This window comes from Thermosporothrix sp. COM3, assembly GCF_059696735.1.
Genome location: NZ_AP019376.1, coordinates 4,712,045 through 4,736,526 on the forward strand (window position 1 = coordinate 4,712,045; position 24,482 = coordinate 4,736,526).

The 24,482-nt window shown below is 53.0% G+C and carries 19 protein-coding genes and 1 tRNA gene; 11 read left to right on the plus strand and 9 right to left on the minus strand.

The annotated features are described in order from the left end of the window. Positions 1-19: 19 nt before the first annotated feature. A complete protein-coding gene (locus KTH_RS19970; RefSeq protein WP_111319357.1) occupies positions 20-985 on the minus strand; it encodes a hypothetical protein in 966 nt (321 codons plus the stop codon). An 894-nt stretch (positions 986-1,879) separates the two neighbouring features. Between KTH_RS19970 and KTH_RS19975 the strand changes: the two genes are divergently transcribed. From KTH_RS19975 to nfi, 3 genes are all read left to right on the plus strand, one after another. Next, positions 1,880-2,449 carry a hypothetical protein gene (locus KTH_RS19975; protein WP_497620676.1) on the plus strand — a complete coding sequence of 190 codons (570 nt, stop codon included), beginning with the start codon at positions 1,880-1,882 and terminating at the stop codon, positions 2,447-2,449. A 136-nt stretch (positions 2,450-2,585) separates the two neighbouring features. Beyond that, a complete protein-coding gene (locus KTH_RS19980) occupies positions 2,586-3,344 on the plus strand; it encodes a class I SAM-dependent methyltransferase (RefSeq protein ID WP_497620678.1) in 759 nt (252 codons plus the stop codon). Positions 3,345-3,365: 21 nt separating this feature from the next. Continuing rightward, positions 3,366-4,079 (plus strand): deoxyribonuclease V, encoded by a 714-nt coding sequence (nfi, locus tag KTH_RS19985; protein WP_111319368.1) that lies wholly within the window; start codon positions 3,366-3,368, stop codon positions 4,077-4,079. A 36-nt stretch (positions 4,080-4,115) separates the two neighbouring features. Here the strand turns inward: nfi and KTH_RS19990 are convergent, their stop codons facing one another. From KTH_RS19990 to mnmG, 3 genes are all read right to left on the minus strand, one after another. Continuing rightward, positions 4,116-5,213, minus strand: coding sequence for a sensor histidine kinase (locus KTH_RS19990; RefSeq protein ID WP_111319370.1), 1,098 nt, complete (start codon positions 5,211-5,213; stop codon positions 4,116-4,118). A gap of 102 nt (positions 5,214-5,315) precedes the next feature. Continuing rightward, the gene (locus KTH_RS19995) at positions 5,316-6,029 is read right to left on the minus strand and encodes a response regulator transcription factor (protein WP_497620681.1); all 714 of its coding nucleotides are present in this window, start codon (positions 6,027-6,029) and stop codon (positions 5,316-5,318) included. 440 nt (positions 6,030-6,469) lie between these two features. Then, positions 6,470-8,494, minus strand: coding sequence for a tRNA uridine-5-carboxymethylaminomethyl(34) synthesis enzyme MnmG (mnmG, locus tag KTH_RS20000; RefSeq protein ID WP_497620683.1), 2,025 nt, complete (start codon positions 8,492-8,494; stop codon positions 6,470-6,472). A 241-nt stretch (positions 8,495-8,735) separates the two neighbouring features. Between mnmG and KTH_RS20005 the strand changes: the two genes are divergently transcribed. The 6 genes from KTH_RS20005 to rlmD all read left to right on the plus strand — a co-directional run bounded on the left by KTH_RS20005 (position 8,736) and on the right by rlmD (position 13,914). Next, positions 8,736-8,818: transfer RNA gene (locus tag KTH_RS20005), tRNA-Leu, on the plus strand. A 229-nt stretch (positions 8,819-9,047) separates the two neighbouring features. Then, complete coding sequence (locus tag KTH_RS20010) at positions 9,048-9,611, plus strand: cysteine hydrolase family protein (protein ID WP_497620685.1); 564 nt, start codon at positions 9,048-9,050, stop codon at positions 9,609-9,611. 329 nt (positions 9,612-9,940) lie between these two features. Next, positions 9,941-10,687 (plus strand): sigma-70 family RNA polymerase sigma factor, encoded by a 747-nt coding sequence (locus tag KTH_RS20015; RefSeq protein ID WP_497620687.1) that lies wholly within the window; start codon positions 9,941-9,943, stop codon positions 10,685-10,687. Then, complete coding sequence (locus KTH_RS20020) at positions 10,668-11,237, plus strand: zf-HC2 domain-containing protein (RefSeq protein ID WP_111319376.1); 570 nt, start codon at positions 10,668-10,670, stop codon at positions 11,235-11,237. The genes KTH_RS20015 and KTH_RS20020 overlap by 20 nt, the downstream gene beginning before the upstream one ends. 52 nt (positions 11,238-11,289) lie before the next feature. Beyond that, positions 11,290-12,258 (plus strand): DUF8173 domain-containing protein, encoded by a 969-nt coding sequence (locus tag KTH_RS20025; protein ID WP_111319378.1) that lies wholly within the window; start codon positions 11,290-11,292, stop codon positions 12,256-12,258. Between the two features lie 294 nt (positions 12,259-12,552). Next, the gene (gene rlmD, locus KTH_RS20030; RefSeq protein WP_137686121.1) at positions 12,553-13,914 is read left to right on the plus strand and encodes a 23S rRNA (uracil(1939)-C(5))-methyltransferase RlmD; all 1,362 of its coding nucleotides are present in this window, start codon (positions 12,553-12,555) and stop codon (positions 13,912-13,914) included. Positions 13,915-13,964: 50 nt separating this feature from the next. Here rlmD and KTH_RS20035 read toward each other — a convergent pair whose 3' ends face one another. After that, positions 13,965-15,572, minus strand: a complete 1,608-nt coding sequence (locus KTH_RS20035; protein ID WP_111319382.1) for a PH domain-containing protein — start codon at positions 15,570-15,572, stop codon at positions 13,965-13,967. 94 nt (positions 15,573-15,666) lie between these two features. After that, positions 15,667-16,236, minus strand: coding sequence for a hypothetical protein (locus tag KTH_RS20040; RefSeq protein ID WP_111319384.1), 570 nt, complete (start codon positions 16,234-16,236; stop codon positions 15,667-15,669). Positions 16,237-16,658: 422 nt separating this feature from the next. Here KTH_RS20040 and gyrA point away from each other — a divergent pair, with 422 nt between their 5' ends. Further along, a complete protein-coding gene (gyrA, locus tag KTH_RS20045) occupies positions 16,659-19,202 on the plus strand; it encodes a DNA gyrase subunit A (protein WP_111319386.1) in 2,544 nt (847 codons plus the stop codon). Positions 19,203-19,262: 60 nt separating this feature from the next. Here the strand turns inward: gyrA and KTH_RS20050 are convergent, their stop codons facing one another. Both KTH_RS20050 and KTH_RS20055 read right to left on the minus strand, forming a co-directional pair. Beyond that, positions 19,263-19,646 (minus strand): hypothetical protein, encoded by a 384-nt coding sequence (locus tag KTH_RS20050; RefSeq protein ID WP_111319388.1) that lies wholly within the window; start codon positions 19,644-19,646, stop codon positions 19,263-19,265. Between the two features lie 90 nt (positions 19,647-19,736). Beyond that, a complete protein-coding gene (locus KTH_RS20055) occupies positions 19,737-21,350 on the minus strand; it encodes a glycosyltransferase family 39 protein (RefSeq protein WP_211326017.1) in 1,614 nt (537 codons plus the stop codon). 501 nt (positions 21,351-21,851) lie between these two features. On the opposite strand from KTH_RS20055, the gene KTH_RS20060 reads away from it, so the two are divergent. After that, positions 21,852-23,108, plus strand: a complete 1,257-nt coding sequence (locus tag KTH_RS20060; protein WP_111319392.1) for a mannosyltransferase family protein — start codon at positions 21,852-21,854, stop codon at positions 23,106-23,108. Here KTH_RS20060 and KTH_RS20065 read toward each other — a convergent pair. Continuing rightward, positions 23,105-24,475: an acetyl-CoA hydrolase/transferase family protein gene (locus KTH_RS20065; RefSeq protein ID WP_111319394.1), complete on the minus strand. Its 1,371-nt coding sequence runs from the start codon at positions 24,473-24,475 to the stop codon at positions 23,105-23,107. The genes KTH_RS20060 and KTH_RS20065 overlap by 4 nt on opposite strands. Between the last annotated feature and the right edge of the window lie 7 nt (positions 24,476-24,482).

Genomic DNA, 24,482 nt, shown 5'->3' on the forward strand with positions numbered 1-24,482 from the left:
GTCTTTCTCATTACCAGGTTCATGGCAGTTGCCAGACCTTTGCATCCGTAAACTGGGCGCTGGTAATGGAATCTTCATTGACAACGACAACCCCTACGTGTCCGGTCGTAAAGGTAGAATCGTTTGCCTCGTTGAGCAATTGGCCATTGGTAAACAACTGAATCTTGCTCCCGACAGCGGTCACGCCAAGGCGGATCGGGCCTTGCGCGTCGAAGTTTGCAATGGTGCCTTTCACGATTGTCGTCATGCGATCGGCTTTACTATACTTGCTCAGCGAATAATACCCATCAGTATAGATCATGAAGAGATAATACCGGCTTTCACTTACATTGGAGCGGAATGCAATGCCGCCACCCGCCCCTGTAAGGTTCTTCATCGTGACCTCAAACGAGAAATCCGAGAAATTCTGCTTGGTCGCTGTGCAGGCAGCAAAGGTCTTGGTATTCAGCACATGATCCGTATAAGTACCATTTTGAAAGGCACAATACTCGTCAGTGAGCCACTGATTCCCCTTGTTATTATCCGTCAAGGGATCATCCAGAACCAGGTTTGAGCTAAACGGAAAGTGGGTGGCGAGATAGGTTGCGGTCGCCTGCACCTGTGCGGTTGCGGTCGCCTGCTCATTCTTCGTCTGCGCGGTTGCGGTCGCGTTGATATTATTCTGATTGGTGACATACAGAGCTCCACCGATGGCCGACGCAGAAACAACCAGCAAAATACAGACCGCCACAATAATAAACACAGTGCGTTTGCCCGATGGCCGCTTTGGAGGAGGGCCCATCGGAGGCATCGGAGTATAGGTAGGGCCGGGAGTGGGCACCGGTCCATACTGAGGCGATGATGTCCCCATATGTGAGGGATATGCTGGCTGCGTATACGGGTTATATGGATCAACCGGGTTACCCTCTGGTGACGGTTGACCGCTGCCATAATTGGTCTGCGGCTGATATGGACCTGGTTGCTGGGGGTTCGGCTGATAATTCATAATACACTGCTCCTCGAACGTGAAAAATGTCAATCTCAAGCGAGATAACTAAAATCCTGACTTGCCAGATGGGTCGTTTTCTCCCTTAGAGACGCTTGGTCGCAAGTGAAGAGCAGCGGTGTGCTGTTTCCCCTGGGAAAAACAAGCGTCCTCACCCGCCAGAAAATCTGACATGCCCCCCCACGTTCTCCCCCCCGCAAATTGATCAATATATATGTACAATAGCGTAGAAAGAAACAGAATCATATGAACTACTTCACAGATGAGCAGGAGCGTTCTGGCATTCTGCTTTCGGTGCGCCTCTACACACAAAACGACAGACATCCAACACTTCTATTTATACCTGAGGAGATAGCGGAAAACAACACCGGAGATACACAGGGAGAACTTCTTTCTGAAATAGCGTTTTTTTTTCAGAACACAGGTTATCTCGCAACGAGCTCTACCATAGAGAGAGAGGCGCTTACGCTTCTGTGGCGAATACCAATACCTTCCAGACAAAGGCAAGTTAGCCGATGAAGAGAAAACAGCGCCGTTCTTCCTTAAAAACAAAACACTTCACTTTTCCCACAAAAAGACACAGTTACGTTGTGCTTTCTCTCTTGTATGATATTTTTTCAGATCTCCCATTTCGTCATAGAGGGACTTGAGAATACTATAAAAAGAATGCAGGAGGGAGTCAATTGGAGCAAGCATGAAGTAAACACACAACTATTTCTTCTTAAAGAAACCTGTCACTGCACCATTCATGCTTTATTTTCGCACAAGCAATGTCCATACCATTTTTATTTTTTACTACATCTTTTCCTGACAAAGATCCGAAACTTTATACTAGAGAAGACCCTGGTTGCAGGATTTCAGGAATGCTAGAACAGGAGCAACACCGTGGGCTGTATGGTTGATTTACTGGTCGCCCGACGTCACCCCGGTACCATCAGTCGCCAGAGCATTGAAGCGCTCTTTTCTGCGCTTATAGAGGAGCAGATTGTCACCCTGCCATGCGCACTACTCAGCGGTGACCTTGAAATCAACTCCTCGCTCAGCATCGCTCATTTGAATTTGCACCTCGCACCACAGATTCAAAAACCGATCGTAGCAGAGGGTAAAGAAATCATTGTTCATTATCATGGGAAAGAGCCAACAGCGCTGCTCCATGCCCTGCACGACCTTTCCTATGAAAAAAGCAATCTATGTTTCTGGTTTGCAGGCTTTCATCCAGATTTTATAGCGCGTCATCCGTCATTCGCCAAAATGACAGATGTTTTATTGTTTGCTCTCACCACTCCGCATATGCTGCATTGCATTGACGTCACAACCTTTTATTCCAGCTCGACCTACTATGTGCGCTACGGCCTCAGGGCAATGGGACACAAAAAAGCCGATCTTCAGGGGACCCGGCTTCTCTCATTGTTACAGCAGAGTTTTGGCGCAGAAATAATCGTAGACTACGACGTTTTACCGTAGAGGGTCACCCGCCCTATCGGGGATCGCCAGGCTATCCGGCTGGCGATCCTTTTTTCTCTGCCCTTGTCATTCCCCCTACAGAACGCTATACTAACCTTGCCTGACAAACGAAATGCAAGAGGGAACAGGGTACACGATGAATAGTTACGATCCGATAGCGACTTTTTATGATATAGAGCATGCGCACTTTGTTGAAGATCTGGACATGTATCACAACTACGCTGAACTCGGTGGAGGCTCGATTCTAGAGCTGGCCTGTGGAAGTGGGAGGGTATTGCTTCCGCTGGCCGAAGATGGCTACGAGGTTACCGGCGTCGATACCTCGGCCCAGATGCTAGAACGGGCGCAACAGGCGCTGGCAGAAGCTGGCGTTGCTCAGCGTGTAACCCTTGTTCAACAGGACATCAGTCAACTTACCCTGGGAAAGAAGTTTCATCTGGCGTTTATTGCCCTGGGCTCATTCGCCCATATCACGACGCGCGCCAAACAGCAGCAGACCCTCACAGCCATTCGAGCGCACCTGAATCCGGGCGGCACCTTTCTCCTTGATTTGAGCAACAGCGATATTCGCTATATGGAGAATATGGGCGGCCAGTTGATTCATCAGGGAACATGGAAGCTGGAAGATGGCTCAATGCTCACCCACTTTGTCAGCCCCGCCGCCTCCACAGATCGACATCTGCTGGAATTGACACATTTCTATGATTGCTATACGCAGGGCGGCCCGATCCAGCGCACAACCACTACAACCTATCACTACCTGTTTGAACGCAGCGAAATTGAGCTTCTGTTAGAGCAGGCAGGCTTCACCATCAAAGAGATACTTGGCGACTATGACTTCAGCCCCTTCCGGCTCGATAGTCCCCGCCTGATCTGCGTCGCGACGACCCGCTAGTATGAGGAAAGAGAGAGAGAGATGCAAGAAAGCTTACATAAATGGAACCTGACCCCAGAAGAAGCGATTGCCCTTCAACGTGAGCTGGCTCAACGCGTGATTCTTCAGGATCATGTAGGCGATGTGCGCTTTATCGCTGGTGTGGACATGGCGATTCGGAAAGAAACCGAGATGGCCCGCGCAGCAATCGTTCTGCTTTCCTATCCAGAGCTGGAAATCATCGAGAAACACGTGCACGAAGAGCCGCTACGCATGCCCTACGTTCCCGGTCTGCTCTCTTTTCGCGAAGCACCCAGTCTGCTCGAAGTCTTCAAGAAGCTGCGCCAGCGTCCTGATCTGATCATGGCTGATGGACAGGGCATTGCTCACCCTCGCCGAATCGGCATTGCCTCCCACCTCGGCCTCTGGCTGAACATCCCTACTATCGGTTGTGCCAAGTCGTTGCTTGTCGGAAAATACAATAGCAAGGAGCTTGGGGAAGAAGCCGGATCATGGGTTCCGCTCATTGACCACGGCGAGACAATCGGTGCGGTTGTTCGTACCCGTAGCCGAGTGAAACCCATGTTTATCTCACCAGGCCACCTGGTCAGCCTGGAAACAAGCATCCGCTATGTACTTGCCACGACAAAAGGCTACCGCTTGCCCGAACCAACTCGCCAGGCCGACAAGCTCTCGAAAGAAAAAACCTGGATGGAACCCGCCGAGCCCGAGGAACAGCAAAGCCTCTGGCAGTAGCCCTATCCGCTGCCAACCAAACAGCGATGCAGGGCCTTATGCTTCTGCATCCTGTCCCTTATAGATTGGCACGGTAAAATAGAACGTGGTGCCTTTATCAACGACCGAATCAAAGCTGATAGCGCCTCCATGCTGCTCAACAATTAACTTCGCAATTGGGAGTCCCAGACCATAGCCGCCCATCTTCGACTGCTGACTATGGTTTGATTGATAAAAACGTTCAAATACATGGGGGCGATCCTCCGGCGGGATACCATAGCCGGTATCAATCACGGAGATCATCTGAAAACGATCATCGTGCTTGCGCGTCGTAATCGTGACCGTTCCACCCGGCGGTGTAAACTTGATGGCATTTGTCACCAGATTGTTCAGTACCTGCTTGATTCTCTGTGGATCAATGTAGAGTGGTGGCGTCTCAGGCGAGATATTATGACAGAGAATCACGCTGGCCTTGATTGCCTGCGGCTGCAAGCTCTGGATCACCTGCGAGACCAGCGCACGAAGATGCACCTTCTGCGGCTTGATCTCGAACTGTCCCAGATCCGAGCGCGTCATAAACAGAATATCTTCTACGATCGAGATAAGCTGCTGCACCCCTTCCTGCGTATACCCCAGATAGAGGTGCTGTTCCTCGGTTAACGCGCCCATATGGCCCTGTAACAGTAGCTCGATAAAGCCATGCACCGAGTTGAGCGGTGTGCGTAGCTCATGCGAGACCATCGAAACAAAATTCGCCCGCACCTGATTGGCAACCTTTAACGCGGACAGGTCACGAGCGGTAAAGACAGCCAGCCGAGTCTCTTCATTCAACAGCGGGGTGACGCTGGTCGAGACCTCACACTGTGCCGCAACCTCTGTTCCAAAAATCAGCTCTTCATTGGGAAGTGCCCGCTGCTCCTGCAACACCCGCATCAGGGGACAGCTTGAGGTTCCACAGAGCTCCATGTGGTTCATATTTTTACAGCGCAACACCTCGGTACAGCGTTTGCCAAGCGCATCTGTCCTCGAACAGTGCAGCGTCTTCTCTGCCGTCGGGTTCAGATCGCGCACCAGAAAGTGCTCGTCGAGGATAAAGATGGCATCAGGCGTCAAGCGCATGAATGCCTGCATATCGAAAGGCACATGAGCCAGCATCCGTGGCTCCTCTCTTGCGCAGCTCTCTCTGTTTTCGCTGTCAATGGGGACAACGCACTGCTTATCCCCTTGCTTTGATACTCGCTTCCGCACCCTGACCCCCTATCTCCCAACAAACTTATAGCCGATTCCGCGCACCGAAAGAATATACTGCGGCTTCTCGGCATCTGTTTCAAGTTTCACCCGGAGACGGCGTATATAGACATCAACAATGTTGCTGTTGTTCTCGTTATCGTTCCATACCTCCGCAAGCAATTGCTCACGATTGACCACCTGACCAGCACTACTCATCAATACACGTAGCACGTGCATCTCGGTCGGGGTAAGAGTGACGGCATGCTTTCCCCCGATCACCACCCTGAGTTCAGCAGGGAAGAGTTCTAGCTGTCCGACGCGGATACTTTGATTGCCCCCCTTACCATTCTTTTTGATCCGCCGCATCACCGCCTGCACCCGAGCAACCAGTTCCTGATGATTATAGGGCTTACAGATATAATCATCCGCACCAATGTTGAAGCCCTGCAATTTGGCCTCAATAGTGTCCTGGGCGGTCATAAAAATAAGGGGGATCTCGTATCCTTCAGCCCGAAGCTTCGCAGAGAACTCAAACCCGTTAATATAGGGCATGGTCACATCAAGGATCAATAGGTCCGGCTCACGCTTCTGTATCATCTGCAATGCACCACGCGGGTTATCCGCGGTTTCCACCTCATACCCTTCTTTGGTCAGTACAAACTGAACCAGCGTGTTCGCAAAGCGATCGTCGTCAACGACAAGGATGTACACGGTTTTCCCCTCTTCCTGTTCTTCAGGCACTCCACGCCTGTGTGGTTACTTCCGCACTCCTTAACCGACCGATACATAAGACGACCAACATGCACTGGTACAGAGCATTCCTATCTGTACACCGGATTCCAGTCACAGACACTTCCACCTCCATACGCTTGCTTTCCTTCGTTTTTCCACCCACGCCGCCACAACACGCATTACAGCCTCGACGCGAGTGTTGAGAAGAGGTGTGTGGGCTTGCTCCTTCTTTCATGGAATGCTAAGTTGCACGTTCCATGAACGCGAGGAATACTGCCTCCACAACCTCCGTTCCATTCCCCAGACAGTTCTGTGATACAGCACTAGAAATGCATGAATACGCATAGAGCCGGTCGCACGCACGGGGGAACACATGAAACCGTTCTCTGCTCTATTCGTCTATTCTGAGCTCTATGCTTGTGTATGGTACACACAATTTGCGGAAAATGTCAAGAGGACAACTTTAGCGCACGTATTTTCTCGATATACACCATCAATATGGCTATATCAGCCGGAGTCACCCCTTCTACCCGCGACGCCTGTCCCACGGTTCGAGGGCGGGTCTTCAGCAGCTTCTGACGCGCTTCCGTGCGTAAATGTTGTATTTGTTGATAGTCAAGGGCCTCCGGTATCCGCATCTCTTCCAACCGGGAGGTGCGCCTGACCATCTGCTCTTGCTTCTTGACATAGCTCTCATACTTGACCTGTAGTTCCACCTCCTCCGCCGTTTCCGGTTCCAGTTCCGGGAGAGCCTCCGGTCCGACGACTGCCTGTGCGAGCTTCTCAACCTGCTCATAGCGCACATCATGCCGGCGCAGCAGCTCAGTCGCGGTCATCTTCCCACTCAGGGCGGTCAAGCCAAGTTCCTGAGCCTGCTGCTCAACCTGCCTGGATGGCGTAAAGATCAGTTCACTCAAGGAGACCATCGTGCGCCGAATCGTTTCACGCTTCTCGATCACCCGGGCATACCGCTCCTCATCAATCAACCCCAGACGATAGGCATGCTCGCTCAAACGCAGATCGGCGCTATCAGCTCGCAGCAGCAAACGATGCTCGGCCCGCGAGGTGTGCAGGCGATACGGCTCACTCATCTCTTTTGTCACCAGATCGTCAATCAGGACTCCAATATAGGCTTCATGACGACCAAGCACAAACGGCTCTTCATGCCGCGCATATAACGCCGCATTAATGCCCGCCATAATCCCCTGTGCCGCCGCCTCTTCGTAACCTGAGGTGCCATTGATCTGGCCAGCCAGGAAGAGCCCGGCAACCGCCTTTGTCTCCATGGTCGTCTTCAACTGCACAGGGAGTACATAATCATACTCGACCGCATAGCCGACCCGCATCATCTCAACCTTTTCCAGTCCCGGAATGCTGCGCAGCATCTCAAGCTGGACATCTTCGGGCAGACTGGTATTCATCCCCTGCACATACATCTCTCCAGTACGCCAGCCTTCCGGCTCCAGAAAGATCTGATGAGCTGTCTTCTGCGCAAAGCGCACAATCTTATCCTCAATAGAGGGACAATAGCGCGGACCGATGCCCTCAATAATGCCAGTATACAGCGGAGAACGATGCAGGTTATCGCGAATAATCTGATGGGTACGCTCATTGGTGCGCACCAGATAACAGGGAAGCTGTGGACGCCAGCCGTATAGATCTTCGTCCGTGACGGGGTAGACCGGATTTGGACGTCCGCCGGGAAGCTGGACGTCCTCACGGGCACTGAGATCCCGCGAGAAATACAGCGGCTTGCGGCTCCCGGGCTGCGGCTCGGTCTTGCTAAAATCAACGGTACGCGCATCGATTCGCGGAGGCGTCCCTGTCTTAAAGCGCCGTACTTCCAGCCCCAGAGCACGAAGCGATTCGGAGATACCCACCGCAGGCCCTTCACCCGCACGTCCACCGGGCTGTGTCTTCTCACCCACAACCAGGCGACCATTAATAAAGGTTCCGGTCGTCAACACAATGGAGGGCGCCATATAGCACCAGCCTGTATTCGTCACCACGCCGGTCATCACCGGGCGACCATCTGGCCCCGTCTCGCTGAGCAAGCGTGCAATGGTTGCCTGTTTGAGCTCAAGCCCGGGCTGACTTTCAAGCACGTATTTCATTGCCAGTCGATATGCCTGCTTGTCACATTGCGCGCGCAACGCCTGCACAGCCGGGCCTTTGCTGGTATTGAGTAGCCGCATCTGGATAAACGTGCGATCGGTATTGCGTCCGATCTCACCGCCCAGTGCATCGATCTCTTTAATCAGGTGGCCCTTTGCCGGCCCCCCCATAGAAGGATTACAGGGCATTAATGCAACACTATCCAGATTCATGGTCAATAACAGGGTTTTTCGGCCCATACGGGCAGCAGCAAGCGCCGCCTCACAGCCTGCATGTCCGGCCCCTACCACGATCACATCATAGATTCCCCGTACCATCTGTTCAGCAGGGGAATTGACGCTCATTGCACCATTACTCATGCTCATTCTACCTGGTTGTTTCCTTTTATCGATTCCTCTATATGAATGTTTTTTCACTCCTACACGACTCGTATTATGCCCCAGTTACGGGGTTCCGTCAATATATCAAGCAGGAGATAGCATTTTTTGCGTTATCGTTTGAGAGGGAACAATGGGATAAAAAACAGAAGCCGCACTTTCTTGAAAAAAACGATTGACGGAAGGGCCAGAACATGGTACTATCGTAGCAGTAAATCCACATGGGGCGTTGGCGGAATGGTAGACGCACGGGACTTAAAATCCCGGGGCCGCAAGGCCGTGTGGGTTCGAGTCCCACACGCCCCATCACTTCATCACTCCTCCTCCCAGGAAGCGCCTTTTCTTTTTTTATGCCCACACCTTCCCTTTTTTGAGCCCCGGCATTCACTCTCCATCTTGACATGCAACGCGTGCTTTGTTATCTTAAACATACAAGCATATGAAAGATGTTTTCAGAGATTAATAGATAGATTTTTATCTATGAAGTAATAGCACTGAGTTGCTATATGAGTGGGTAGAAAGGAAGCGAGAGCCAATGACAGGAAGGACCGCACTACTGGTCATCGATGTGCAAAGTGGGCTGATGAATGAGCAATCCTTTCGCCGCGAAGACGTTCTAAACACGATTACGACCCTGCTTCAAGCCGCCCGTACAGCAGATATCCCAGTCATCTATATACAGCACGATGGTCCCGAGGGGAGCGGGTTGGAACCTGAAACACCTGGCTGGCAGATTCACCCCGCGGTCGCACCGGCTCCGGACGAACCCATTCTGCGAAAAAGCGCCCCCGACTCGTTCTATCAAACACCCTTACAGGCTCTGCTCGACAGCAAAAACATCACGCACCTGGTGATTGTCGGCTGTCGGACGCAATATTGCATTGATACCACCTGCCGGGTCGCGGTCAGCCGGGGCTTTCATGTCACTCTGGTCGCAGATGCTCACAGCACCGTTGATAGCGATGTGTGTTCGGCAGAACAAATCGTTGCCCATCATAATGAGACTCTTGACGATTTCGGGAATAACGAGCATGTTGTCACTGTTCTCTCCAGTGGGGAGATCGACTTTGTGACCCGGGAACGCGATACCATAATTTGATTTCTGTCACTATATTTCGTTTTACAAAGTAGAGAAGACTAGCTTTTTCTCATATATACTCATCTCATCACTGAGAGTATGGGTATGTGTATGAGCCCGGAAGGAACAGGTAATGAGCAGATTTGAACAGCGTATGCGCAGAATAGCGGTACAACAGCAGACTCTTGTCACTGATGGAGAGTCATGTTACACTGCAAAAAAGATTACAACTTTTTTAAGTCGCGGCTCGTACATGTCTAAAAAGCCTTTTTAAATGTTGAGTTTCTCATTGTAATATTGAAGTTTTCTTAAAGTACGTCTATTCTAGAAGAAATAATGAGCGGTAAGGCATGGTTGAATCAACAATAAAAGCAACAGATATGCTCGGGGGTTTAGGCTCAATCGCCAAACCCGCAGCGAAAAAGGGCCGAAGCCGTAGTGCGGCCCGGGTGGAGAGCAGCGTTCAAAGCCGAACAGAGGTATACAGCAGAGTTGATGCACAACTGGAAGCGAAGAGCGATATTGAGATTGTCGAGCTGGTGCTTCAGGGACGCCAGGAAGTGTTTGCCGTGCTGGTCGAGCGCTACAAGGACGCAGTCCATAATCTCGCTTATCGGATGCTTGGCAACGTCACCGAAGCGGAAGATGTCACGCAGGAAGCATTCGTGCGTGCTTATACACAACTCAACACGTACAAACCAGTGCATAAATTCAGCACCTGGCTGCTTTCAATTGCCTCACACCTTGCCATTGATCAGCTGCGGCGCCGGCGTTTTCTGGCCCTGCCATTAGAGGATGTGCCATTTCTGGAATGGATTGTCGACGTAGGAATCAGCCCTGAACAATCAGCACTTCAGGGAGAACAGCAGGACGAGATTCAGCGTTATTTGCAACTGCTTCCTGCAAAATATCGAGCCGTTATCGTTTTACGCTACTGGTATGATTTCTCCTACGACGAAATCGCCCAGGCACTCCAACTGACCCCGGCACTGGTCAAAGCCCGCCTGCACCGCGCACGCGAGCTTCTGGCGCGCCAGATTAAGAAACAAGCCGCCCAACAGGAGGAGGAAAACGCTGATGCGCTGTCGCGACGCTAGAGAATGGCTGGAAGCTCAATCTCAAAAAGAGTTCGAGCCCGGTCAGGCAGACGAGCTTCGAGACCATCTGAAGCAGTGTGCCAGTTGTCGCATGCATCAAGAGCAGCTCCAGAAGCTGGACGCGTTGCTCCGTCTCTCCATCCCCCAGATGAAACCGAGCATCTCTCATGTCTCGACAGAACAAATAATGCGCACCATTCAGCAGCGGAGTCAGATTTCGCAGCAGCTTGAAGAGCTTCGCACGCAACAGCGGACCCGCATGAGCCAGATCCAGCCGCTTGGAACGGTGCTTGCAGCAATCATCTTTTTTTCCCTGAGCTGCCTGCCACTCGGGTTACTGGCACTTGTCATTATTCAATCGGATACGGTTGTACAACTGCTCACCGTTGGAAAAGGACTTATTGATATACTGGTGGTACTCTCACAATACCTGCAATCAACCTTACAGTTGGTCACGCAGAATAACTGGTTACTTGCCGCGCTGGCACTGGCCGTTGTCGTCATGTCGGGGATGTGGCTTCGCTTGATGCGCCACCCACAGGAGGCGTAGGCGAGGGTCATGGTCGTTATCCGGGCGATCATGATAGGGAAGAAGGTTCCATATGCATGCAAACACCAAACGTCAACAGCGCATGATTGACAGAGCGCGCTGGCTCGGCCTGGTTTTCGTCCTTCTGCTGTGCGTCCTCTTGCCGACAACATCCGGCACGGCGAGCGCAGCCGCCCGGAGTCCGAGCGAGCAGCACTGTACAGGCGAGTATCATCAGCCATTTTTCGGAAAAACGGTGGTTATCACCAGTGGGGAGGTGATCTGTAGCAATCTTACTGTATTTGGTGGTACGGTTGTTATTCGTGGCATCGTCCGAGGTGATGTTGTTGCGTTTAACAGCTCTGTAGTGATTGATGGAAAGATTGACGGGAAAGTGATGGTGTATGCCGGGGGTGTAACCCTGCAAGACAACGCACATGTGAATGGAGACGTTCACCTCTGCCAGAGTCAGTGGACCAATGACAACGATTCCGAACTGCATGGCTCGTTGTTTGAATGCACCAAAAGTGCAGGAATGGTTCTGCTTGGCGAGGCTAACCCGGCTATCCGTTTCTGGTTTCTCCTGACCTGGCTGGCACTGGGTGCCTTGCTCACGCTACTCATGCCGGAACATGTCGTTCTGGTACGCACCACAATCACCCAGAAGCTGCGCCGGAGTCTGGTTCTGGGCCTGCTCAGCGTTGTGCTTGCCCCGCTCTTTCTTGCCGTCTTATTTGCGTTAATTGTTTCGATTCCTTTAGCTATCATCGTCCTGGTTGTGCTCATTGCCGCCTGGGCACTCGGCACTGTCGCCGTTGGCAGCCTGATCGGCGAATATATAGTGCACAAGCTTTTTCCAGGCTATAACACTCGGTTAACACAGGTCGTAGTGGGATTGACAGTTTTCGTTTTAGCCGGGTCTCTCCCCTACATCGGTTGGCTTATCACACTTGGTGCGGGATTGTTAGGGCTTGGTGCCGTCCTCTTGAGCCGCTTCGGCACACGGCTATACGGCCAGCCAAGACAGCCGCTACCGCTCTAAAATGAAAAGCAACGAATTTTTCTGCTCCGATTGGCCGTGGTGCAGGTTCACATCAGAGAGCGTTTCGACCTACACAGGAACGAATCCTGCGTAAAGGGACGAGACATCCCTTTGGGGCTAAGTAGTAATCGTTTGTTTGTTGTGGATAGTCAGATAAATTTCGCTGGAAGGATGGGACGGACATCAACGACAGAGTACGCGCTTTCCTCATCTTGTAACGGATGAGTAGCGCACCTTCCGAGGGCAACGCCGCCCGCTACGGAAGCATGTCGTCAGGTGACCGCCGAGGTGAACATGAGTATTGATGTTGAACTGACAGACCTTGCCTACGGAGGTGATGCCGTAGGTCGCTATGAAGGACGCGTTCTGTTCGTCCCTGGAGGGATTCCAGGGGAGCGGGTTCGTGTTGAGATCGTTGAAGAGCGGCGTGGGCACGCACGTGCGCAGCTGCTCGAAATTCTTCGTCCTGCTCCAGAACGCATTGAGCCACCTTACCCACTGCTGACTGATTGCGGCTGCCAGTGGCAGCACATTGCCTACCCGGCTCAACTCACGTGGAAGGCCCATATTGTACGTCAGCTGCTGGTTCGCATTGGTAAGCAGCCCGATGCACTGGTCCACCCGACAATTGGCATGCCGCCTCAGGTTCCACCCTGGCATTACCGCAGTATCGCACAGTTCACAGTTGGACCGTCGGGAGAAATCGGACAAAAGATCGCAGACAGCCACGATGTGCAAGATTTACCGAGCTTTCCTTTGTTCCATCCGGCTCTTGACCATATCTATCAACTCGTTCGTGCCAAGCTTATAGCGTATTTTGGTGATGAGCTTGGTCAGATGATTCAGGGCTTTCAGATTCGGGGCGCAATCGGCGCTGTTACCAACAACAATCTGAACAGCTTCGCGACAGCAAAGGCCGTACCCACACTCCTGACCGTTCACGCGCGTCCCGGCTCGGTGATCGAGGACCCACAGGCACTTGCGCAGGAGTTACTCGGCCTCTCGCCCGCAATGGTTGGTGTGATTATCGAGCGTGTCGGCGGACGCTATGGCCGTATTTTTGTGGGTCAGGAGTTCCTGACAGACGTCGTACTTGGTCGCCGCTTCCGCGTCTCCGCTGATTCCTTCTTTCAGGTCAATCTGGTACAGACAGCGGTACTGGTTGAACGGGCCCTGGCAATGCTTGAGCCACAGCGCACAGATGTCGTACTGGACGGCTATAGCGGCGTTGGCCTCTTCTCGTCGTTCCTTGCGCCCCGGGCGGCTCGCGTTATCGCGGTTGAGTCACAGCCAAGCGCGGTAATGGATGCACGCGCCAGCGCAGCGCTCAACAACCAGAACAACATCACATCGATTGAGGGACCTCTTGAGCGCGTGCTAAATACCCTGCACTATCGCCGTGAACGGATTGATCTGGCTCTGCTGGATCCCCCACGTACCGGCTGCCATCCAAAGGCGCTCTGGGCTCTTCAACAGATGGCCCCCCGCGCCATCTGTTATGTCTCCTGTGACCCAAGCACTCTGGCCCGCGATATCGCGACACTCTGTTCTGGTGGACGCTATCGTCTGGTTTCGGCGCAGCCCGTCGATATGTTCCCGCAAACCTATCATATCGAATGTGTGGCTCTGCTGGCCCGCGTTGGCGGCACACGCTAAACGCATAAAAAGGGAAGCCCCGACGAGACTGCCGGGGCTTCCTCACTTCTCTAGGGCTTACTGAGCGTGGCGGCCTTACCGCTGGCACTGAGCACCAATCCGATGGTGCTCCCCTCTTCCATTAAGGTTCCTGCGGGCGGCTCCTGCCTCAATACAAAGCCAGGGGGGACACCCATTCCCGGGTCTGGCTCCTCCGCCAGCACGGAGACATCAAAACCGCACTCCTGCGCGTAGGCGATCGCCGTTAGTATGTCCTTTTCACGTAAATCGGGAGCTCCTCTGCCCCGCGTTCGGGCCTCCAGTTGTCGGAACATGGTTCCAAACCAGAGCTTCATCTTTTCCTTTTCTTCGTTCTCTTTCTTGGCCTTGTCGTAGCGATCCTTGAACCCCTTGATTCCCTGAATCTCATCCATGAGCGAGAAGGGATCATCAACCGTGCGCAACACAATATCGGGATTGTTTCCCGGCGTCTCAATATACAGGTTGCCAACATCCAAAAAGCGCTCTAACAGATTGGAGACCTGCACCTTCAAATTCACGATCTTGGAGTACTCTGTCTCAACACGACGCTCAAACAGCAGCACGAAATGGCGGTTGATGTCGATAATGCGCTTGTTCGTAAGGATATACAAATCATCGACATAGTTCATGTAGATGAGGAGCATGGCGACCAGACAGCCAACAACAAGCATCCCCATGATAAACCACCAGTAGACCTGAATGGACGGTGTAATGATACCACTGGCAGGTGACAAAAAGGCTACTGGCAGCACCAGCAACAGGATCAAAAACGGAATCGCCAGATTTCGCCAGAGCACGTAGCGCGACCGCTGAATATACTTCACGGTATATTCCCCAGAGCTGTAGCGCACACCGGCAGGAATACGAAGAATTCCGCCAAAGGTACGCCGCGGGCCCCGGAAGCGCTCTCCCTCTCCCGGTGGAGGTGGTAAATCCGCGTCTGCATTTTCCAGCGAGGGAACCTCTTTCCCTTTCGAAAGCTCTTCAAGAACAGCCGCCATCACCGGATCTTCTGGCATGGGCTGCTCTTTCTTCGGCGCCCCGGACTTCTTTGCTTTGACGTCTTCACTGATATCATGCAGGGCGTCCCTGACCCGTTTGGGATTGGGGACATCCTCCATAATCAGTTCACCACCATCAAGGTACACATAGACGGTCCCATAGTGGAAGACATGTCCCAGAAGCGAGTTAAAGCCGATTCCAACCTGCTCGATCTTGTCGTTGGAGACCTCTTTGCGCGTTGGTTGAAACAGGCCACGCGTGTTGATAATACGCTTGTTCGTGATAATAAACGACTCAAACCACCAGGCAACCAGATCGCGAGACGCGAACATCACAGCAAAGACAAGAAACACCAGAAACGCTACTCCGCAAAGCGCCCACCAAATCAGTGGATCACCCGGGAGAATAGTACTCATCCAGAGGAGCAGTATCAATACCAGCGCCGAGGCTATCGCGGGCAAAGCAGGACGCACCATAAAACACCAGTGCTTGCGCACCACCATCCGCACCACTTCACCCGGCTGCTGTCCTGAGAAGTACCACTTTCGATCTGCCCCGCGCCGAAAATGGGATATACGCCAGCCAGAACGTTTCCGTTGTCCGCCAGCCGTGTTGTTCCCGGATTTCTCGGCCATTCGTCACCTCAACACTTCACGCTTGCCGACCGCTATACACTCACACTGTTTGCTAACACGGTCATTGAGATTCTACAAAGAATGGAGAATGGTTCTACTTTTTGGCCTGCTTTGCACGTGCGGCAACTAACGCAATGATTACAGCGACAATCGCAATCAAGAAAAGGACAGGAATATAATTTGCTGGATCAGGAGCCTGCACTGCAACGGAAAGAAGAGATTGCCCGCTCGGCGATTTTGGGATCATGCTGCTCAGGTACGCCATCACAAAGGCCCCGGAAATAATCCCGGGAATCACACCGAGAAAGCGCTCCTGAGGGACACCCGGCTTGGGGAAAGCCTTATTCCCGAGGAAATAGCCGAGCAAAACAATCGCCATGAACAGCACAATCGACCCCCACGGGCCGCCAAGAAAGTTGCTTGTTGATGCGTCCGGCTGGGGCGCATTCGCCTGTGAGCCGGTGATAAGAAACGAAAAGATCTGAGGTAAGCGGCTGATAAATTGACTGAAGCCTCTTCCGCTATCCGGCCGAATGAGAAAAACTGCCAGCAGCACGGCAACCAGGGATATCAGTTCACGCTTCCACCCCCTTATAAAGCCTATCACTATAAATGCCAGAATGGCTACAAAAAAACACTGTTGATCCGTAAAAGGCAAAACCATAACGCTCGTCACTCCCTTAGGGCTACAGTATCACGGCCATACTACGCGCCTGTCTGTGTGACAACAAGATGATACTACTCTCCCGCAAATCCCGCTCTTGCATTAAATCATACCACAGGTTATCTTGAAAACATAGGGCAGAACAGGGTGAATTTTGTATCAACTTGTCATGCAGCATTTTAATCCCTAAACATACCATTACCAGAGGGTAAAAACTCGCTTCAATGACCCAAATGTGCTATACTATAGATGTATGCTGGATTCAATATTGATGCTTGTTCAGAGGTGCGATGCATGCGCCCTCTAACTGCAAAAATACAGTATCTTCTTTGTCCCCTCCAGGCCTTCATAAAGCGAAAGAGCACTACAATCCGACGTCGCCGGTGGGCTATGTCTGATTTTTTTTGTGAGGATGTTTTTCAATGGAACTAGGTAACATAAAAACGGTCAATATTGTTGAGCAAATGACGGGTGCCTATCTCGATTACTCGATGAGCGTCATCGTCAGCCGGGCGCTCCCCGACATTCGAGACGGGCTCAAGCCTGTACACCGTCGTATTCTCTACGCAATGGAACAAATGGGCCTGCAATCCACGCGCCAATTTCGTAAATGTGCAGGTACTGTTGGAGAGGTTCTGAAAAGTTACCATCCCCACGGCGACGCGCCCGTGTACGAAGCGCTGGTCCGTATGGCACAGCCCTGGTCTATGCGCTATCCCCTGGTCCTCGGACAGGGAAACTTCGGCTCGCAAGATGATGATCCCCCGGCAGCCATGCGCTACACTGAGGCCAAAATGGCGGCAATTGCCGACGAACTGTTGCGCGATATCGAGAAAGATACCGTCGATTTTCGCGCAAACTACGATAACACAGGGAAAGAACCGACCGTTCTTCCGGCTCGTCTGCCCAATCTGCTCTTGAACGGCTCTACCGGCATTGCTGTCGGTATGGCAACGAATATTCCCCCCCATAACCTGAACGAGGTCTGCGATGGCATCGCTTACCTGATTGATCATCCCGATGCCACCACCGAAGATCTCTCTCGCATTATTCGCGGGCCAGATTTCCCGACCGGCGGCATCATCCAGGGCCGTGAGGGTATCCGCAATATGTACGCAAATGGACGGGGGCGAGTTGTAATTCGCGCCCGTACGCAGATTGAGGAATCTGAACGCGGCCGCATCAGCATTATTGTGACCGAGCTTCCCTATCAGGTCAACAAGGCTGAGCTGGTCAAGAAAATTGCTGAGCTCACACGTGACAAGAAGATCGACGGCATCTCCGAGATTCGCGATGAGTCCGACCGCCGGGGCATGCGTGTGGTCATCGAACTCAAACGTGATGCCAATCCTCACAGCGTCCTGAACTCGCTCTTCAAGTACACCGCAATGCAGAGCTCGTTCCACGCCAATATGCTGGCACTGGTCGATCAGCAGCCACAGACGCTGACGCTCAAGAAGTTCTTGCAGCACTACATCTCGCATCGCGAGTCAGTCATCACACGCCGAACCCAATTCGACCTGAAAAAGGCCGAGGCACGCCGCCACATCCTCGAAGGGCTCAAACTCGCTCTCGACCACCTGGATGCGGTTATCAACACGATTCGCAATTCCAGGCGCGATACCGCAGGTCTGGCCGAAGAACTACAGACAACCTTTGGCTTCTCGAACGAGCAGGCAAGGGCGGTCCTGGATATGCGCCTCTCCAGCCTGGCCGCACTGCAACGGCAGAAAATCGAAGACGAGTTGCAGGAAGTTCAGCGCCATATCCACTACTATCAGATGGTGTTGAGCGATATCAATGAAGTTCGCAAGATCATCAAGCAGGACCTTGAGGATCTGAAAGAGAAGTATGGCGACCCACGGCGCACCGAGATTCAGGAAGCTGAAGTCACCGAGTTCAAGGATGAGGACCTCATTCCGAACGAGGAAGCAGTTGTCACGCTTACTGAGAAGGGCTATATCAAGCGCCTGCCATCCAACACCTATCGCGCACAGCGCCGGGGTGGACGCGGCGTTACAGGTATGGTTACACGCGAGGATGATGCCGTCCGTCACCTGCTTGTCACCCATGCGCATGACAGCCTGCTCTTCTTTACCGATCGTGGGCGCGTCTTCCAGCTTCGCACCTTTGAGCTACCCGATGTCAGCCGCACCGCACGCGGTGAGCATCTCATCAATCTGATCTCGATTGAGCAGCGCGAACGCGTCACAGCGATTGTCTCTGTCCCGAAAGACGTAAGCCGTGACTATATGATTCTGGCAACCCGCAAGGGCGAGGTCAAGAAAACGGCTATGTCCGAATTTGAGGTCGTACGCCGTGCCGGCCTGATCGCAATGAATCTTGAAGATGATGATGAGCTGATCGGCGCCAAGCTTGCTCGCGAAGATGATGACGTGCTACTTGTCACCGCTCATGGCCATGCCACCCGCTTTGCCGTCAACCAGCTTCGGCGGGCTTCCCGCACCAGCGGCGGTGTCCGTGGTATCCGGCTTGAGGATGGCGATCGCGTGGTATCGCTCAACGTGGCCCGGAAAGATAGCGAGGACAGCGAGGTGCTTGCCGTTACTGAGAAAGGCTATGGAAAGCGCACCTCTCTGAGCGAGTACCCGCTGCGTGGACGTGGTGGCACCGGTGTGATCACCTTCCGCATCACCAATAAAACGGGCCCTCTGGCGGCGGCACGTATCATTACTGAGAAGGATAACGATCTGATGATTGTGTCCGCAAACGGAGTGGTAATCCGTACAGATGTTAATCTGGTGAAGCAGTCCAGCCGCATTACGCAGGGCGTGATCCTGATGAATGTTGCCGATGGGGATGCGGTCGTTTCAATCGCGACGACAAATGGCAAACGTCCTCAGGACACCACTGAGGAGTTCGACGAGAACACCGTTTCCGAACAGGAAGCAACAGAACCCGTTACGACAGACTCAACAACAGAAACCGTTGAGGAGCAGGAATAAACTGCCTGCTTTCTCGAAAGAAGCAAAGAAGCCCTGGTCTCTTGTCAGGGCTTCTTTGCTTTAGTTCAACTGAATCGAAATGGCTCTTGTTTCGCGACGCAGGCGTTTGCCTGAACGCACCTGTCTGGCCGCGGTACGATCTTTTTGCGCCTCAACCTTAATCATCGGGAATGGACGATGAAATTCTTCGGCCATTGCCTCGGCCTTTTGCTCCGACAATAGCGCCCGCTGCTCATAGGCACGGGCCAGAATATCCCGCTTTACCTCGTCTGCAACCTCTGTAAGCAGCAGGTAAGCCAGCGTGAATTCTGGTTTTCCCTGCTCAGCATAGGTATCGGCACAGGTCAGGCCGTCAGCTCCTTGCTCAAGCTGCTCATTCGCCAGTCGTAGAAACACATCCTTTAGCGTGTCCCGATAGAGTTCGTTAAATGACCCGTCTGCCATGCCAAAAATACTCCTGTTCTCCTCTTGTCGAATCCTTGTCTATATTAGCTCTCGTCTCAATACTACCACAAATTGCATGCTCTATGCCCCTCACGGCGTTGTCTCATAGAGATAGATCGAGACAGTCCGCGAGGTATACTGCGCGTTCTTGTGGAAATGTTGATCCATCCAGCTCAGCGCCTGCTCCAGACGAGCCGAAGCCGCGTCATCACGCACACGTCCGACAATGAAGAAGATGCGCGCGTGTTTCTGGCCGTATCGCTGTAGTGCCGCCGGATCAACGGCCTCATCCGGTCCAGCGGAACGCAGAGGACCAAACATCTGCCAGGAGAAGGCCCCGGGGCTCTCAGGCTCGAAATGAGCGGGACCAGGATACGCGTGCAGATAGTATTCAACCGCGATCTGACATCCCTGCTGCACTGTATTGTCATAGCATACCAGGCCGTCCTCTGTCCGGGCGCGCTCCTGCATCCAATGCGTGGCCGCATTCCAGTCTTCCACCTGCGCGCTGCGATAATAGTAGCTCGTTCCTGTCAGAGCCAACGCCAGCAACACCAGCAGACAGATCCCCCTGAGCCACACCTGACGCAGTGCCGCGATCCCCACTCCCGCCAGCAACAGGAAGGGAGGCACAACCGTTACCAGATAACGTGCAGAAAAGAGCCGCCAGGGACTCAACGACACCACATAAGCGATCACAATGGGCAGCAGGAACCAGCACAACAGTGCCCAGACGATCGGCACCACCGATCCAGGCACTCCGTATAGCTTGTTGATACGTCCCTTGAACGAGACAAAACGTAGCAACGCCACACTGATGCCAACAAGCGCGATCAGAGCCAGCACCACCAGAAAATACTTTTGATAGCCGCCAATGGTATAGAGCAGGTTTACAATCTCAGCCAGGTGCGGCGCTGGTAGCCAGCCCGTCTTAGCCCCACGCGGAATGAGCAGCGCCAGCGGAATACTCAGTACACCTACGGTCAGCACGCTGATACCAAGCGGCACTTTCTGAGCCATGATGCGCTCTCGCCATTCCTGACTGAGCAAGGCCATGACGAGCAGCCCGACCAGTTGCCCGCATAGAATCAACCAGCTGAACATATGAGCATAGATCGCGCCGATCAGGGCCAGCACATGGCAGATCCACCAGCGTTTCTTCTGTTGGGTCAATCCCTCAAAGAGGGCAGACCAGGCCAGGCAGAGGAGCAAGACTTGCAAGGCATATGCACGCGTTTGCTGTGCATAGGTGAGCTGTAAAAAGTTGCATGCATAGAGGAGAACACCAACCGTCGCGGCCAGCAGGCCGAGATAACGCGAGGCCCAGAAATAAAGGATCAGTCCGCTACAAGCCATGAAGAGAGCAGAAGGAAGCCGAACCACAGCCTCTGTTGGCAAGATCCCGAACCATCCCATGATTTGAAGCCATCCATGCAGCAAGAGATGATACAGGCTCATGTTCGGTTCCGCGTCAGTCACCAGATGCCAGACCTGAGAGAACGGAAGACGCGCAAGTTCAACCGAAAAGGCTTCATCAAACCAGATACTTGGTTGTCCCAGGCGGAAGAGATCCAGCACCAGCATGCCCCCAAAGAGGACCAGACCGATCAGCAGCCGCCAGGAGAGACGGGCACTCACCCCGGAATGCGCTTTCCTGTCCAGTTTATCACTCAATGAGCCTACCGTTCCGCTGCCTGCCACCATATCCCCGCTGTTTTTCTTCTGTATTCTGTGAGAATCCATACTCACCCTTTACTTCTTTGTGATACAGTTTCTTTATGTCACCCGGTCCTCTCCTTCCTCCGAAACCATTTTCCACCTACCGGCTCAACTTCAGCTTACTATACCACCTGGATGCTTTCTTTCTATACTTTGTAGCACAAGGGGCCCATTTTGAGAAAGACAGCGAAGGACGACCCACCAAACTTCATAGCATCTGCACAATGCTCCTCTTCATATTACTCCATCTCTACCATTTAAAAATTGAAAAGCATGATACTATCTTCCATAATTTCTCTTATCCTCCAGAGATAGTGTTACTCGCCTCTTCTTTTTCCGTTTGAATCAACAAGCACAACCATAAGAAAGGAAGAACAGGCAAGGATGCACCATCCAGAAGCATACTTTGTGCCTGCCAGAAACACATATGGGTGCTCCTGAAAGGGGACGCACCTGTTATCGGCAGCTAGTCAGGATAAAGGTTACATGGATCTATCGAACGACGCACACACCCAGAATATTCCTCTGGAGCCAATATTTCCGGCACCACTTCCCATCACCGAATTTCAGCAACAGCTTGCGCCCACCCGCCCGGCTCAGGTCTTTCGCCCCTGGCAAAAAGCGGCTCTGGCTGTCCTTCCACTCTATACTGCAACACATATTGCCTATTTTCTACTCACCTATTTGAGTAGTCTTTTTCATCTGGAAAATTTTACGCAGAAATCCCTGGCATTACCCATGCTCCTCTCATGGTGGGGACGCTGGGACACTGACCATTTTGTATTTATTGCCAGTAAGGGCTATGACGAGGCCTGGCGGACCGCATTTTTTCCGCTCTATCCCCTATTTGAATCTGGCCTGGCCCTCCTCACCCGAAACGCGCTGGTGGCTGGGCTGCTGCTTTCTAACCTGGCCCTCTTCGGTGTCTTTGTCATATTGTATCGTCTGGTTGAGCGTGATTTTGGCACCATCCTGGCCGCCCGAACAACGCTCTATCTGGCACTCTTTCCGACGGCCTTCTTTCTCTCAGCAGCCTACAACGAATCGCTCTTCCTGTTCTTTACCCTGCTCTGCTTTTACCAGATTCGCAAAGGGCGCTGGTGGCTGGCGGGTCTGGTAGGCTTCCTTGCCTGCCTGACGCGCTCCGCTGGAATCCTGCTCTGTCTGCCCTTCTGCTATGACTATCTGCGTCAGCATGGGTGGAACTGGCGGGCGCTGCGGCTGGATGGCCTGAGCGTACTGCTATTACCCACCGGTTTGGGGCTCTTCGCGCTCTATTGCTGGTATCGCTTCGGCGATCCGCTGGCCTTTTCCCATGCACAGGCGGGCTGGAATCGCGTTCTGAGTCTGCCCGGCTATGGTTTCCTGAAGGCGTTCGGCGTGATTCGTCAACAGCCGCTTCTGGGCTTTGCCTCAATCCATAACGTCATTGATCTCAGCACCGGGCTTATCTTGCTTGCGCTCACAGCCCTGACGTTTGTTGGCCCCTGGAAGTTCAGCGCCCGCGAGCGGGTCTACGCGCTCTATGGGCTTGTCGCTTATCTCTTTCTGATCCTCTTTCCCTCATACGATGGCTTTCCGCTCCAATCGCTCTCACGGTTAGTGCTGGAGCTCTTTCCAGCCTTTATCGTCCTGGCAAAGCTTGGGATGCAGAAACAGGTTCACCTGCACTATCTGGTACTGGCAAGCTCCTTGCAAGCCTTTTTTCTACTACAATTTCTGGTTGGCTTCTGGACTGTTTAGTAGAAACGAGCGGGTAGAAGGTGCAATGCATAGGCTGCCCGCTCTAACCCTTCACGGAACTGAGGAGCGGCCACCTCTATCAAGGCGCGTACCCGTTCCGCCAGATTACGCCCATGCAGCTCCGCGATGCCATATTCGGTTACAACGTAATGCACGTGCGCTCGTGATGTCGTAACCGCTGCACCCGGCGTCAAAATGGGAACAATCCGCGAGATATGTCCCTCAACCGGGTCCAGGCGCAGCGCTCCCAGATCCAGATGGGCCAGCGCCTCGGTACGATAGCTCGTTCGTGGCTCTCGGGCAGTAGCAGGAAGCGCGATAATCGGACGACCCCGCGGTGAGAGCGCCGCCCCACGCAGAAAGTCCATCTGCCCGCCCACACCGCTATAGGTATATGGTCCGATTGACTCTGCACAGACCTGACCTGTAAGATCAACCTGCAAGGCGCTATTGACCGCCACCATATGCTCGAATTGGCGAATAATCGCGGTATTATTGGTGTAGGTTGTGGGATGAAGTTCAACGGCAGGATTGTTGTCAATAAAATCAAGGACTCGTTGTGAGCCGAGCACAAAGCTTGAGACAATCTTTCCCTGATCCCGCTTCTTCCGGGCGCCGGTAATCACGCCTTTCTCGACCAGATCCAGCACACCATCAGAAAACATCTCGGTATGCACACCCAGATCTTTGCGGTTATCCAGGGCTCGCAACACCGCATCGGGTATCGCGCCGATCCCAAGCTGAAGCGTCGCACCATCATCAATCAGCCGTGCTACATGCTGACCGATGCTCAGTTGTACCTCATCAGGCGTCTGACGGGCCACCACATACAATGGGGCCTCCCAGTGCACTGCGAAATGCACCCGCGAGAAGGGCAAAAAGCTTTCCCCATGCGTACGCGGTACATTGGGATTCACCAGCGCCACAACGGTACGCGCATGCTGGACTGCCGCCAGCGTCACATCAACCGAGGGACCAAGCGAACAGTAGCCATGCCGATCGGGCGGCGATACCTGAATAAAGGCAACATCAATCGGGAGCTCCCCGCCCGGCTCAAACAACAACGGGATATCTGAGAGAAAGACAGGAGTATAGCTTGCTCTGCCACTATTGGCCGCTTCGCGCACATTTTCGGCCACAAAAAACGAGCGCAAAAAGAAATGGCCTTCCCAACGCTCCTCGGTATAGGGAGTGGGACCATGCGTATGCATATGCACAATCTCGACATTATGCAGCTCTTCGCCCCGTCTGACAAGCGCCTCTGTCAGCGCGGTCGGGGTCGCGGCGGCCCCCTGTACAAACACTCTATCACCAGACTGCACGACACTGACCGCAGTCTCGATATCGCACCAAATCGTTCTTGACACTTTTAGA

Coding starts and splice junctions, on each gene's coding strand:
- KTH_RS19970 (WP_111319357.1), bottom strand. CDS start 985: ATGAATTATCAGCCGAACCCCCAGCAACCAGGTCCATATCAGCCGCAG.
- KTH_RS19975 (WP_497620676.1), top strand. CDS start 1,880: ATGGTTGATTTACTGGTCGCCCGACGTCACCCCGGTACCATCAGTCGC.
- KTH_RS19980 (WP_497620678.1), top strand. CDS start 2,586: ATGAATAGTTACGATCCGATAGCGACTTTTTATGATATAGAGCATGCG.
- nfi (WP_111319368.1), top strand. CDS start 3,366: ATGCAAGAAAGCTTACATAAATGGAACCTGACCCCAGAAGAAGCGATT.
- KTH_RS19990 (WP_111319370.1), bottom strand. CDS start 5,213: ATGCTGGCTCATGTGCCTTTCGATATGCAGGCATTCATGCGCTTGACG.
- mnmG (WP_497620683.1), bottom strand. CDS start 8,494: ATGAGTAATGGTGCAATGAGCGTCAATTCCCCTGCTGAACAGATGGTA.
- KTH_RS20010 (WP_497620685.1), top strand. CDS start 9,048: ATGACAGGAAGGACCGCACTACTGGTCATCGATGTGCAAAGTGGGCTG.
- KTH_RS20015 (WP_497620687.1), top strand. CDS start 9,941: ATGGTTGAATCAACAATAAAAGCAACAGATATGCTCGGGGGTTTAGGC.
- KTH_RS20020 (WP_111319376.1), top strand. CDS start 10,668: ATGCGCTGTCGCGACGCTAGAGAATGGCTGGAAGCTCAATCTCAAAAA.
- KTH_RS20025 (WP_111319378.1), top strand. CDS start 11,290: ATGCATGCAAACACCAAACGTCAACAGCGCATGATTGACAGAGCGCGC.
- rlmD (WP_137686121.1), top strand. CDS start 12,553: ATGAGTATTGATGTTGAACTGACAGACCTTGCCTACGGAGGTGATGCC.
- KTH_RS20035 (WP_111319382.1), bottom strand. CDS start 15,572: ATGGCCGAGAAATCCGGGAACAACACGGCTGGCGGACAACGGAAACGT.
- KTH_RS20040 (WP_111319384.1), bottom strand. CDS start 16,236: ATGGTTTTGCCTTTTACGGATCAACAGTGTTTTTTTGTAGCCATTCTG.
- gyrA (WP_111319386.1), top strand. CDS start 16,659: ATGGAACTAGGTAACATAAAAACGGTCAATATTGTTGAGCAAATGACG.
- KTH_RS20050 (WP_111319388.1), bottom strand. CDS start 19,646: ATGGCAGACGGGTCATTTAACGAACTCTATCGGGACACGCTAAAGGAT.
- KTH_RS20055 (WP_211326017.1), bottom strand. CDS start 21,350: ATGGTGGCAGGCAGCGGAACGGTAGGCTCATTGAGTGATAAACTGGAC.
- KTH_RS20060 (WP_111319392.1), top strand. CDS start 21,852: ATGGATCTATCGAACGACGCACACACCCAGAATATTCCTCTGGAGCCA.